The sequence below is a fragment of the Okeania hirsuta genome (assembly GCF_003838195.1).
Classification (GTDB): domain Bacteria; phylum Cyanobacteriota; class Cyanobacteriia; order Cyanobacteriales; family Microcoleaceae; genus Okeania; species Okeania hirsuta.
In genome coordinates, this window is sequence record NZ_RCBY01000203.1 from 1 (window position 1) to 12,700 (window position 12,700).

Genomic DNA, 12,700 nt, shown 5'->3' on the forward strand with positions numbered 1-12,700 from the left:
CACTTTTTTCGACCCCAAAAAGGCACTTGTCTTTATATGTCAATGCTTTTAGATTAGATCAGTAATATCATGTTCGGACGGGTCAGTTATAAATAAAATTTCAGAACTGACAATACCGAATAAATACTGAAATTATCTTGAAATACTGAAATTATCTTGATTTTTCTCCTTTCTTCCCTCCTGACTCCTGACTCCTGACTCCTGACTCCTCGCTAAGTTATTTATAAGTATTCAACCGAACATGATATAAGAGCTAATTCTTAAGCTGTCCACAATTTTGATTTGCTGGAATAGCTTCTGCCATTTTTTTCGGGTTGGATAAATTTAGACTGGCCATAAGTTGAATAAAATCAAGGCGATCGCGACTTGCAAAACGCTGGTTAAACCGTTTTTCTTCGCCAATGCTAGAAACAGTCTGACCTTTGTAGTCGTGACCTGGATAAACCAAAGTATCATCAGGAAGAGTAAATAACTTTTGAGTAACTACATCATATAATACCCCTGCATCCCCACCTTGAAAGTCTGTACGACCGCACCCTCTAATCAACAGAGAGTCTCCTGTTAATAGGTATTTGTTGTTTACTAAATAAGCAAGATGACTATCAGTATGACCAGGAGTCGCGATCGCCTGAATCTGAATTTCTCCCACTGCCAATATTTCTTTGTCTTCGAGAAAGCGATCGGCACAAGTCACCTGAGCATTTTTCGGCACAACACCTAAGCATCCTGTTACAGTCTTTAGTTTACCAGTTCCTGTAATATGGTCAGCATGAATATGGGTTTCCAGACAATAGCGTAGTTGCAATTCTAATTCTGTTAATAATTTCAAGTCTCGTTCCACCTGTTCAAGCACTGGATCGACCAAAACAGCAGTTTTAGTTGCCTGGTCAGCAAACAGATAAGTATAGGTACTTGTTGTTGGATCAAATAGTTGTCTAAATAACATTTTCTGATCTTATAGCTAGTTTTTTCTAGGCGTTTGGTCAGCAAACCGATTCTACTAATTATACCATTTTGAAAAAAGAATGTTACGAATAATAAGCTCCATCACGCATACTTTATATGAAAGTATATTTGACGAAAAAGATAACTTACAACATCAAAAATGGTATTAAATCTATTCCCATACGACTCCTGAATTCTGTTTGCGGAGCATTCGGTAGGAAATTCTGAGTTCTAAGAGATACCCTAGCTATTTGTAGCAAAAATTTATCAATTTGGTATTAAATATAGCAGTGCAAGGAAAAGGCGCGGATATATCAAAAACTTAAAACTCAAACAGCGCCAGATTTTTCCTTCTTCCTTCTTCCCTCTTCCTTCTTCCTTTCTTCCATACCATTAGACATCTGTTCAACAATTAATAATTAATAATGAATAATTAATAATTACCTCTCCTTGAAAAGAAGAGGATTGACTAATCATGAAAATTTTTATTTATTATCCCCTTAAAAGGGGAGGCTTTAAACCAAAAATTTTCGGTAAAAATCAAAAATAAAATCAATTATCACACTAGATATATCAATTATTTCTCCCTACTCCCTACTCCCTACTCCCTACTCCCTACTCCCTCTTTTCTGGAGATGTCTATTAATTTTGAGATTTTTACCCATGACAAATCTATTCAAAAATCACTCCTTTTAAGTTAACATCCTCAAGATTAGCATCAGTTAAATCTGCATTAGCCAAATTACAAATTTCTAAATTTGCTCCTTGTCAATTCGCTTTTTTAAAAGAAGTATTACTTAAATTTAAACCAGAAAAATTAGCATTTTTTAAATTCGCTCCGTCAAATATTACTCCAGTTAAATTAATCAACTTAATCTGAGTAAAATCCACTCCTGATAAATCCGTATTTGTAAAATTAGCACCTTGAAAATTTACTTCTTCTGTAAGTAGCTCCATAATAGCACTAACAAAAAAATTATCTAAACCTGTTGCACCTAAAAAATTTGCATAACTAAAATTTGCCCCATTCATTTCACCTAAAGTAAAATGTGCTTCCTGAAAATTTGCCCCTCTACAATTAGCATTTCTAAAATGTGAATCATCATGGCAAAAAGAAGCTCCACTAAAATTAGTATTAATACACACAGCATCATTAAAATAACCCGTAATAAAACAAGTCTCACTTAAATCTCCACCTATCAAACAAGCACCTGCTAAAAAAGCGTGTTCAGAACCACTTAAATTAGCATTTTTAAGATTAGCATTAGTAAAATCAAATTGATATAAACCAGAATTACTAAAATTAGCACATTCAAGATTAGCTCCAGTTAAATTGACCCGTGAATCATCATCATCAGAGTCGATAAAATTAATCTCAATATCACTCAGATCGACTCCCTTTAAATCCCGATTTTCTCCTCCTAAATTAACTAATTTCCAAACTAATCGCCATTTAGAATCAATTTGTGTCGTTTCATCAATTTTACTTTCTTCTAAAATAACACCTTGAAGTTTTGCACCCCTTAAATATGCACCAATTAAATTTTTTTTATAAAGGTTACAACCCTTTAAGTCAGCATTACTTAAATTAGTATGACTTAAGTCAAGTTCTGCCAAATATTCTCTAATATTAAACCCTGCTTTTTTAAGCTCATTTCAAAAATTGCTGACTTTTTTTTGCTTAATTTAATTGATAATTTTCTGTCTTTCAGGCAACGATATTTCTAATAAATATTCGTAGTAAATATGTTGAAAATCAGAAATATTATACCCTCTTTTCTGTTTATAATTAACTAACTCATCAAATATTGTTTCCGCCTCATTTAAAGAAACAGGAGTTTTTGTCTTGGTGTCACTCTTAAGCTTACGACCAGTTCTACCATAGGAAAAATTAACCTGATATTTGTTCCAACCATGGTAAACTATTTCCACTTCATAAACCTTATCTGACTTTTCATCTTGATAACGAAGAGAAGCCTTTTTGATAGACATAACTTCATTTTTTTCCTCCATACTCTCCTATATGCTTTTCAACCCCTTGATAAATATTTTTTACAGCAAATGCCACTTCTCAAATATTAGTAATACCGATACAATTCTCACATAAATAATGACAATGATAGTTAAGACTTTAACTACTATCAAAAAAAGCGATCATATTGTATTATAACAATAGTAAGTAGGTAGCTCTAATTAAACATTAAAAAATTGTAGGGGCGGGTTTAACCGAAAGCCTTGACTTAAGCGCAATCTAGTTCTAAAAACCCGCCCTCTAATATTGCGTTTATTTATGCCCATCTACTTAATAAAAGTAAGTCAGGACTTACGCAAATTAACCTTGAAAACGCCATATGTAGAGGCGAATGGCATTTGCTAACGCAAAGCTCCGCTAACGCCCTCACTTGATTTAGTGTTCATCCGTAAGTCCTGTAAGTAATATATTGGATAACAGAATGAAAATAGCAATTATCGGTTGTGGTTATGTAGGCACTAAAGTTGCCAAATTGTGGAGTCAAAACGGTCATCAAGTAACAGTGACTACTACTACTCCAGAAAAAGTTTCAGAACTAAAAAATATAACCTCACAAGTAGTAGTAATGAAAGGCAATGACCCCCAAGCGATGCAGGATGTATTGCAAAACCAAGACATGGTATTATTGAGTGTCGGTTTTCGCTCTCATATTGGCATGGAGTACAAACAAACCTATTTAGAAACTGCCCAAACTCTAGTTGCCACCTTGAAAAAAACTCCCAATATTCAACAAGTAATTTACACAGGTAGTTACTCAGTTTATGGTGACAAAAATGGTGAATGGATAGATGAAAATTCCCCCGCTAACCCCTCCACTGACAACGGAAAAATTCTCCACGAAACAGAACAAGTATTATTATCTGCATCCACTCCCCAGCAACGAGTTTGTATTCTCCGTTTAGGGGGAATTTACGGTCCTGGTAGAGAGCTAATAAAAATTTTTAGTAGGTGGGGAGGCAAAACTCGCCCTGGTACTGGTGATGATGTCACAAACTGGATTCATTTAGATGATATCGTCGGTGCTGTAGAATTTGCTATAGACAGACAGTTGCAGGGTATTTACAACTTAGTTAATGATGTACCAATCAAAGGTAAAGAATTACTTGATAGTTTACATAAATATCAAGGTTTAGAAAAAGTTTCTTGGGATGGTTCTCCCTCATCAATGCGACCTTTTAATGCTAGAGTATCAAATAAAAAATTGAGGGATGAAGGTTTTGAGTTAGTTCATCCGGAAATTGTGTTTTAGGCATTGGTAAATTAGTGTATGATATTAATCTTGATTCTTTAGGAGTCAGGAGTCAGGAGTCAGGAGGGAAGAAAGAAGAAGAAACCCCGAGTAGAAGGAGAAAGTTTTTTTTGCCACGTAGACGGAACGGAGTTCTATCGCGCTCTTATCCGGACATAATATCATACCTCTTTTCACCAACGCCGTGTTTTAATAAGGGAGGACTCAGGAATCAGGAGTCCAGTAGTGGCGTGACACAGCTAAAATGCTGGATTATATCAAATCCGTTTAATTCGGTATAAAAAATGTTCCATCTTCAACCATTACCAAATATTTCTCCTACTCCCCTACTCCCCTACTCCCCTACTCCCCTACTCTCCTACTCCCAAACCCTATTTAACTATTGCCTAATTCTTGAGACCTTTCTGTTGCCGCCACCACTGCTTCAATTAAAGCAGAACGAAAACCCAAACTTTCTAATTCCGCAATTCCGGCAATAGTTGTTCCTCCAGGACTTGTTACCCGGTCTTTCAACTGTGCGGGGTGCATTCCCGACTCCTGTAACATAACTGCCGTACCTAAAACTGTTTGTAATGCTAACTGATAAGCGATCGCTCTAGGCAAACCAGCACAAACTCCCCCATCTGTCAAGGACTCAATTAAAATTGCCACATAACCAGGTCCGGAACCAGATAAACCCGTAACTGCATCCATTAAAGTTTCTGGAACTTCCACTACCTGTCCTACTGACCGTAAAATGCGAGTAGCTAACTCCCGATGTTCCGGTTGAACATGCTTACCAGGAGCGATCGCGCTCATTCCTGCACCCACTGTCGCTGGAGCATTAGGCATGACTCTTACCATAGGTCGCGATGGGAAAGCTGCCTCCAACCTTTGTAGAGGTACACCTGCCATAATTGAAATTACCAATATAGTCTCGCCACCAACTTGCCAGTCTGCCAATTCCAATGCTATGGTATCAAATATTTGAGGTTTAACCGCCAGTAACAAAGCTTCCGTTGTAGTAGTCACCACCAAACGATTATCAGTAGTTACCTCTACACCATATTCCCGTGCTAAAAAATCTCGCCTTTGTTGCTGCGGGTCACTAACTAAAATTTCTGAGGGTTGATAAATTTTTTGTTCCAGCAGTCGGGATAATAAAGCTTCACCCATTACCCCACCACCAATTAAACCAAACTTTGCAGTTGTCATTTTTCACGTTGCTGAATAGCGTGCATGATATTAGTCTTAACTACTTAGGAGTCAGGAGGGAATTAAAGAGGAATAGAAGAAGAAAGTTTTTTGGTCGCGGAGCGCGGAACGGAGTTCTATCCCACCCCCATAGGGATATGATATCATACTTCAAATCACCAACCCCTTATTTTTCAACTAAAATGTATGAATAGGGAATTGATAATGGGTTCCTATACCGTTTCACGGAAGTTAGAAGTCAGCACGGGCGAATGGCCATTCGCCCGTACAGAAGGCGCGAAGTAAAAGTTGATAGACTTAAAGTATTAACTACACAGTAATTTCAGCCTATTATTCCACATCATTCAGTTGCTGACTATTTGTGACATCCTTAGAGTGAATTGGTATTAGATAGATATATATAATTAGCGCTAATTATATTTGTTTGTGACCCCATACCCAAAATTCCTCAGCTATTATTGCATCATTTGAATTTGATCTGGTTGCCAAACTTGAGACCCAGAAGTTCCCACACGAGGGCGTGTTTGAGTCTGAGGCATCTCGTTGATTACACCTGCTTGAGTTCTGACTTGTACGCAGCTTGGTGTAAACAGAAAAATACTTTCTCCGATACGTTCCTGATGACCATCCAGAGCATAAGTACCACCTGCTACAAAGTCCACTGCCCTTTGAGCTTGGTCTGGGTCCATAATAGTCAAATTTAAAACCACGGACTTGCGCTCCCGTAGAGCACGAATTGCTTGAGGCATTTCTTCAAAAGTTCGTGGTTCCATAACCACAACTTCTGACATTCCATTTAAAGCGCCAGGCATTCCAATTACATTGTTCATAACCGATCCCATTCCAGATTCTGATTTAACAGCTCCAGTAATACCTGTGCTGCTTGTCGTTGTTGTCGCAGTAGTGGCCCTATTTCTTAATCGGCGACTATTGCGATTTTCCTCTTCTGCTACTGGTATAGCAGCAGGAGGTTGCTGTTGTGGAGGATAAACACTTTGATATTGTTCTCCTTCCACTTCATCGTAATCATATTCGTACTCAACTTGTTCGTTGAGTCCTACAAAATCTTTTAGTTTGGAAAAAAGACCATTCACCATTAAATTACTCCTTCGCTACTGTCAAATTCGGACTATTGTCCCAAGGTAGCTTAATCGTGGGTAGTTTACTACTATTTTTACTTTTTAAGTTGCATGTGATAGCATATCAGTCCTTTTGACTTCTGCTTCATAAAACTGACACAACACGTCACAAAAAGTGACGAATTGATGTTTACTTCCTGCTTCTTGTGAGACCGTCGGCAGTTACTCATCCACAGGCATTAACGGTCAAACCTACCGCACCTCTTGAGTGCGTCTTACATTCTGAGGTCTCCTCAGAATTACGCACTCGCTTTTTTAAATTAATTGACGCATTCAAGTCGCGGTCTATTGATCAGCCACATTCTAGACAATCATAAGTCCTCAGATTTAATGACTTCTCCCCGATAATTTAAAGATACAGGCATTTTAAGCGGATGCTACGCAACGGGACAAATACATATTGCTTGCTTGCTTGTTCTGAGCTGTCACCCAGACTTATCCTGGTCAGACCAGTCAAAGCGCCCCTAGAAACTCACTTGTATTCACATTGTTAGCTTTCGGGAGGTTCTATCACTATGCCAAAATGGTACACTCCCTATCCTGCCATTGCTTGCGTTGAATGTATCAAACGTTGTTTCTTAATTTACCAGGATTTCTCCGTACTAGGACAGTTCCAAGTGCAGATGAAACCCTTACTCAAACTTTAATTTTATCACTTCGGCGGGATAAATCCCGAACCGTCATTTTCATCCCCTGCCTAAAGGCGAGGAGCTTTCAACCTTCTTGTGTGTAATCCTCCTCTCACCAAATAGAATTCTACCTAGTCTGACCATAGTTGTACCAGCAGTTATGGCTAAATTATAATCTTCTGACATTCCCATTGAAAGTTCCTGGATATTTAGATTAGACAAATTTTTTTTGCTAATTTCCTGGGCTAACTCCTGAGTTTTCTCAAATACTGATAAGGTTTGCCCATGATCTAATCCTTGGGGTGGAATAGTCATTAGACCCTTAATTTTAAGATTTTGACATTGATTTAACTGTGATAAGTCAGTAATTAATTCTGGTATACTCCACCCATACTTATTAGGGTCGGGTAAAATTTTGACTTGCAGGCAAATATTAGGACTACAAGATAACTCTTCTGCTAAACGGTCAAGGCGTTTGGCCAGTTTTAAATTATCTACAGAATGAATCCATTGAAACTGCTGTAAGGCTTTTGCTGCTTTATTTCCTTGCAAGTGGCCAATCATATGCCAGGTAATATTTGGTAAATCTCGTAGTTGGCCTTGCTTTTCTTCTGCTTCTTGAACTTTATTTTCTCCAAAATCTCTTATTCCTGCTGCATAAGCAGTACGAATAGCATCAACTGATACCTGTTTAGTTACAGCAATTATGCGTATTGATGCAGGTAAGTTAGAGCGGATTTTAGTAATACGTTCAGTAATTGACTCAACCATTTTATCTTGAGATTTGAGAATTTCTTATTATCTTTGTCTGTGGCGGGCTTAATAACCCACCGTCAACGGGAGTGCTTAAAATTGCTTGGGGTGATAAGACACGCAGGTGGGCGGTCGTTGACTATACCCATGCAATTTTCCCTTCTGCCTTCTTCAAGATTAGGCCGGACAATATAGTTAACTTTACTTTACTTGAGTAGAAGCAGAGAACAGTTTAATTATTGAAAAGTATTTTTGTGAACTGCCTGAAGTTTTTGGTACTCAGTTGCTTGACCATTTCGACGCAGTTGGCGGAGGCGAATTTCCACCATTAAACGTGCGTCTGAACGACCTAAAGGTTCAAATTTAATACCTCCTATTCCATTTGTCACTAAAAAAAATAAGCGTTGAGCATAGAGGGTAGTAAATAATTCTTGGTGATCCTCAACTAAGCACACTCTGTATAAGAGGCCAAAGTTAGGATGGTTCATATAAGTTTCGTTGGTCATTTAGGCTTAAAAATCAGCAGATAATGACAGGATTTTTAAATAACTTAGTGGCCTTTGTCAATTGAAAGCCCCTAATTGTTTTAGATTTTAGATTTTACAGCTTAACAGATAAATTTAGGTTTTTGTTTTTTTCTGTAAATTATTAAATGCTCTTAGAAGTAAATAGACCCAGAAAATATATTTTCTGCAATGATAATTATTTGATATTCAACTCAAATATCAATCTATAATTTTTGTCTTAAAATTATCAACAAAATCAATCAGTGACTAGGTATCCCACAGCACTTTTTGAAATTTTTTTACTTTGAACATATTAACCATACCAGATAAATAATTGTCTATAAGAATACATAATTTTGTTTTAATTTTGTCCTCCCCAAACTAACCTAACCCACCAGAATAACACTAAGGTAACCAATACTAACCAGTCCAATACCTTTAACTGTAGATCATGCCATTGTACTTTATGTTGATCGGGAGTTGTAAAACCTCGCACTTTCATTGCACTGGCAATTTGATCTGCTCGCAATAGCAAATTTTCTAATAGTCTTTCTGCTACTATTAACCATACCTGAGAAGCTTGTCGCAGTCCTAGTTTTTTCCAGTTAATTGCTCTAGTTCTAACTGAACGAACTAAATTTTGTATTTCCTCTAAAACTAGGGGAATAAACCTTAAGGATAACGTTAAAGTTAAACTTATTTCTGTTACAGGTAAATTTAATTTATTCAAAGGTTGCATTAAGTCTTCTATTCCTGCTGTAATTTCTTCTGACCCTGTGGTTAAAAGATATAAGTTCGTGCTATAAATAACAGTGAATAATAAGGTGGCAATCCTAATACCTAAATCTACTGAACGACGAGTTATAGTCAGTGGTCTTTGTTGAAAAAGGACGTACCTATAAGAGGTAGGTTGAGGTAATTCAGTTAGTTTTTGCTGTTGTGTTTGAGAAGTTAATTCAGCTGAAGTTTCTGTTTTTACCAATCCAAAAAAATTGGAAAAATTTTTAGCTTCTGGTACTGGTGGTAAATTATTAGTTTGTTCAGCAAAGGTTAGTTCATCTTTTGGTAGACGGGGTTGATAGTTAATTGAAAGTCCATCAGGGGCAATAGCTGCACTCATGACAAAAACTAAACAACAAAATGTGAGCAACCAACCCATTTGTCGTTTCCAAACTCGTAAAGGAATTGAGGCACTAAATGTTAATAAAATTAACATAGCTACTAATATTAAACGCCAGATTGAACTACTCAAAACTGGGCTGATTAGAAAGCTCATTAGCCAGATTAATTTAACTCTCGGGTCGAGTTTATGTAGCCATGTTATGGGTTTTTCTAAGTATAGTCCTAGAGGAAGCGATCGTAGTAAATCCATTTTTACTTTGGTGGTAGGTTTTAGGTTTTAGGTCGTGGGTTTTAGGTCATAGGTTTTAGGTTGTAGGTTTTATATCAAGTCTTTTTAATTAATTAAAATACGAAAAATTATCCTACAGTTATTTTACAAAAACTGAAAAAAAAGTTGACCTAGATGAGATAGTAATATGATTTCCGGTTGAACAGTTATAAAATAAATAACGACGGAGGAGTCAGGAGTCAGGAGTCAGGAGGGAAGAAAGAAGAGGGAAGAGGAAGAACAGGAGAAGAAGGAAAAAGTTTTTTTATCACTAATTATCCGGACATGATATAAAATAACAAATTTAGATTAAATAGAAGTTATTCTGCTATCTCCTTATATCCCTAATCAATTATCTGTAGCAAACATTAACCTATTTAATATTATCTATCTTGGAAAAACTTTTTTTTGAACCTCCCTGATATCCTCTCATTAACTATTTCTAATATTGATTGTATTTATTAAGTATTCAACGGGCATAATATTATTTAGCAAATAAAAAAACTGCCAAATATATTAATCTTTAACTTTGACAAAAAAATTATGCATCTTCTCGCTTTCCTATTACAGGAAGTACTGTTAACAAAGTTCCTTCGGAAGATGCTAACTGATATCAAATCCGGTTAAACAGCCATAGAATGGTTAAGTTAGGAGTCCTCAGGAGTCAGTCGGACCTCCTCAGGAGGAGAAAGAATTACAAAGATAAACGTAGTTATGGCGATTGAAGATTTTTTTTATGTCCAATTAAACGGATTTGATATGATAACTGAATTGACAATTATAGCAGTCTAAACAAAGGTTAGGACATATCAAAAACTTAAAACTCAGACAAACCAAGCTTTTCTTTCTTCTTTCTTCCTTCTTCCTTCTTCCTTCTTTTTTCTTTCTTCCGCTATAGCTGTTGATTATCCTTAAACACGAGTTGCTCTATTAACAGTATTATGCTCTACTTCCCTAGCTTTTTTGCCACGCCAAAGTAATCTTATTGGTGTTCCTGTAAATCCTAAATGTTGACGAAACTGACTTTGTATATAACGACGATAATTATCAGGAAAACGCTTGGGGTCATTCACAAATAAAGCAATTGTTGGTGGTTTACTTGTCACTTGAGTTCCATAATAAATTTTTCCTTGACGACCCTGACGAGTCGTTGGAGGAGAATTCCAACTAACAGCTTCCTCTAAAACTTCATTAATCACTGAAGTTGTTACCCTACGTTGATATTCATTAGCGGCATTATCTATTAAATCTAGAATTTTCTCTACTCGTTTTCCTGTAGATGCACTAATAAAAATCATCTCTGCCCATTCCATAAAATATAGTCTCGACCTTACTTCTTGTTCATAAGTATAAATAGTATAGGCATCCTTTTCCACAGCATCCCATTTATTCACCACAATAACGCAAGCTCTACCCTCCTCAATAATTCTATCTGCCAACTTTTGGTCTTGCTCTGTTACCCCATCTAAAGCATCAATTACAAACAGAACAACTTCAGTACGACGAATAGCTTTAAAAGCTCTATTAATACCAAAAAATTCTGCACCATATTCCACATTTTTCTTTTTTCTAATACCAGCAGTATCAATCAAACGATAAGTTTTTCCATTACGTTCTACTACAGTATCAATAGCATCTCTTGTCGTACCAGAAATAGGACTAACAATTGCACGATTTTCTCCAAGAAATGCGTTTAATAAACTAGATTTACCCACATTAGGACGACCAACAATTGCTACTCTAATCTCATTTGTTTCTGGAATTTCTGTAATAGGTGGTAAATGGGTAATTAACTCATCCAATAATTCTCCAGTGCCATTGCCATGAATACCAGAAATGGGATAAGGTTCTCCTAAACCCAATTCCCAAAACATCGCAGCTTGGGTTAATCCTTCTGTCAGAGATTCGCACTTATTAACTGCTAGAAGGGTAGGGACAGGTTGTTGACGAAGCCATCTAGCTATTTCTTCATCTCCTCCAGTTGGGCCTGCTTGTCCATCTACTACAAGAATAGCAACACTTGCTTCCGCAAGAGCGGCCATAGCTTGTTCGCGAATTAACGGTAAAAATTCTGTATTATCATCAAATATCAAGCCTCCTGTATCTACAACTTGGAATTCTCGGTCTCGCCAATATGCGTTACGGTAAGTACGATCGCGAGTTATTCCTGGTTCGTCATGGACAATTGCATCTTGATTTTCGGCCAAGCGATTTACTATTGTGGACTTTCCCACATTTGGTCTGCCAATAATAGCTACTATAGGTAAGGACATACTTAATTTTAATTAGTTTAGCTAAATATAACAATATGATTTTAGTTGTGAGATATTGAAGACTTTTAGGCAATAGGCAACAGGCAACAGCTCATCTGGCAACAGCTCATCTGGCAACAGGGAAAAAACGAATATATATTAATAAGATAACTGCCATGTTCTATGCTTTAAAGGAACACCTCAATTCTCACATCTGATTTCTGATTGCTATATAAATTCTTCAAACTTTTATTGTAGCAAGAATTTTGTTGAAGCAAGTTTTATATCATTTCTGTTTAATAAGACATCTCCAGAAAAGAGGGAATAGGGAATAGGGAATAGGTATGGAGGGGGAAATAACTGATAATTCCTGTACGATAATTAATTTTATTTTTGATTTTTGGAGATGTCTATATAGTGGTGAAAAAAATTATCTTCTCACTTCAAGGGTAAATCTCTTTTCCTTCTTCCTTCTTCAATTGATTTTATTTTTGATTTTTGGAGATGTCTATTAGTGGTGAAAAAAAATTATCTTCTCACTTCAAGGGCAAATCTCTTTTCCTTCTTCCTTCTTACTTCTTCCTTCTTGTTTCTTACTTCTAATGAATACA

11 protein-coding genes and 1 pseudogene are annotated in these 12,700 nt (G+C 36.5%); 2 read left to right on the top strand and 10 right to left on the bottom strand.

The window, feature by feature from the left end:
- Positions 1–253: 253 nt before the first annotated feature.
- The 4 genes and pseudogenes from D5R40_RS24765 to D5R40_RS24780 all read right to left on the bottom strand — a co-directional run bounded on the left by D5R40_RS24765 (position 254) and on the right by D5R40_RS24780 (position 2,937).
- Positions 254–946, bottom strand: a complete 693-nt coding sequence (locus D5R40_RS24765) for an MBL fold metallo-hydrolase (RefSeq protein ID WP_124155369.1) — start codon at positions 944–946, stop codon at positions 254–256.
- 671 nt (positions 947–1,617) lie between these two features.
- Positions 1,618–1,701, bottom strand: a pseudogene (locus D5R40_RS42845) (pentapeptide repeat-containing protein); the annotation flags it as partial.
- 12 nt (positions 1,702–1,713) lie between these two features.
- The gene (locus tag D5R40_RS24775; RefSeq protein WP_124155370.1) at positions 1,714–2,562 is read right to left on the bottom strand and encodes a pentapeptide repeat-containing protein; all 849 of its coding nucleotides are present in this window, start codon (positions 2,560–2,562) and stop codon (positions 1,714–1,716) included.
- A 69-nt stretch (positions 2,563–2,631) separates the two neighbouring features.
- Complete coding sequence (locus D5R40_RS24780; protein WP_161565063.1) at positions 2,632–2,937, bottom strand: WGR domain-containing protein; 306 nt, start codon at positions 2,935–2,937, stop codon at positions 2,632–2,634.
- 461 nt (positions 2,938–3,398) lie between these two features.
- Here D5R40_RS24780 and D5R40_RS24785 point away from each other — a divergent pair, with 461 nt between their 5' ends.
- Positions 3,399–4,226, top strand: coding sequence for an SDR family oxidoreductase (locus D5R40_RS24785; protein ID WP_124155372.1), 828 nt, complete (start codon positions 3,399–3,401; stop codon positions 4,224–4,226).
- A 375-nt stretch (positions 4,227–4,601) separates the two neighbouring features.
- Here D5R40_RS24785 and proC read toward each other — a convergent pair whose 3' ends face one another.
- The 5 genes from proC to D5R40_RS24810 all read right to left on the bottom strand — a co-directional run bounded on the left by proC (position 4,602) and on the right by D5R40_RS24810 (position 9,819).
- Positions 4,602–5,420, bottom strand: a complete 819-nt coding sequence (gene proC, locus D5R40_RS24790; protein WP_124155373.1) for a pyrroline-5-carboxylate reductase — start codon at positions 5,418–5,420, stop codon at positions 4,602–4,604.
- Between the two features lie 455 nt (positions 5,421–5,875).
- Positions 5,876–6,514 carry a cell division protein SepF gene (locus D5R40_RS24795; protein WP_192901305.1) on the bottom strand — a complete coding sequence of 213 codons (639 nt, stop codon included), beginning with the start codon at positions 6,512–6,514 and terminating at the stop codon, positions 5,876–5,878.
- 731 nt (positions 6,515–7,245) lie between these two features.
- Positions 7,246–7,959 (bottom strand): YggS family pyridoxal phosphate-dependent enzyme, encoded by a 714-nt coding sequence (locus D5R40_RS24800; RefSeq protein WP_124155375.1) that lies wholly within the window; start codon positions 7,957–7,959, stop codon positions 7,246–7,248.
- A gap of 218 nt (positions 7,960–8,177) precedes the next feature.
- Complete coding sequence (gene pipX / locus D5R40_RS24805; RefSeq protein ID WP_124155376.1) at positions 8,178–8,447, bottom strand: transcriptional coactivator PipX; 270 nt, start codon at positions 8,445–8,447, stop codon at positions 8,178–8,180.
- A gap of 361 nt (positions 8,448–8,808) precedes the next feature.
- Positions 8,809–9,819 carry an energy-coupling factor transporter transmembrane component T family protein gene (locus D5R40_RS24810; RefSeq protein WP_124155377.1) on the bottom strand — a complete coding sequence of 337 codons (1,011 nt, stop codon included), beginning with the start codon at positions 9,817–9,819 and terminating at the stop codon, positions 8,809–8,811.
- 177 nt (positions 9,820–9,996) lie between these two features.
- Between D5R40_RS24810 and D5R40_RS41410 the strand changes: the two genes are divergently transcribed.
- Complete coding sequence (locus D5R40_RS41410) at positions 9,997–10,131, top strand: hypothetical protein (RefSeq protein WP_275670269.1); 135 nt, start codon at positions 9,997–9,999, stop codon at positions 10,129–10,131.
- Between the two features lie 617 nt (positions 10,132–10,748).
- Here the strand turns inward: D5R40_RS41410 and der are convergent.
- A complete protein-coding gene (gene der / locus D5R40_RS24815) occupies positions 10,749–12,110 on the bottom strand; it encodes a ribosome biogenesis GTPase Der (protein ID WP_124143126.1) in 1,362 nt (453 codons plus the stop codon).
- Between the last annotated feature and the right edge of the window lie 590 nt (positions 12,111–12,700).

Bases quoted from the DNA above. Each gene is read 5' to 3' on its own strand.
- D5R40_RS24765 (WP_124155369.1), bottom strand. From the start codon at position 946: ATGTTATTTAGACAACTATTTGATCCAACAACAAGTACCTATACTTAT.
- D5R40_RS24780 (WP_161565063.1), bottom strand. From the start codon at position 2,937: ATGTCTATCAAAAAGGCTTCTCTTCGTTATCAAGATGAAAAGTCAGAT.
- D5R40_RS24785 (WP_124155372.1), top strand. From the start codon at position 3,399: ATGAAAATAGCAATTATCGGTTGTGGTTATGTAGGCACTAAAGTTGCC.
- proC (WP_124155373.1), bottom strand. From the start codon at position 5,420: ATGACAACTGCAAAGTTTGGTTTAATTGGTGGTGGGGTAATGGGTGAA.
- D5R40_RS24800 (WP_124155375.1), bottom strand. From the start codon at position 7,959: ATGGTTGAGTCAATTACTGAACGTATTACTAAAATCCGCTCTAACTTA.
- pipX (WP_124155376.1), bottom strand. From the start codon at position 8,447: ATGACCAACGAAACTTATATGAACCATCCTAACTTTGGCCTCTTATAC.
- D5R40_RS24810 (WP_124155377.1), bottom strand. From the start codon at position 9,819: ATGGATTTACTACGATCGCTTCCTCTAGGACTATACTTAGAAAAACCC.
- der (WP_124143126.1), bottom strand. From the start codon at position 12,110: ATGTCCTTACCTATAGTAGCTATTATTGGCAGACCAAATGTGGGAAAG.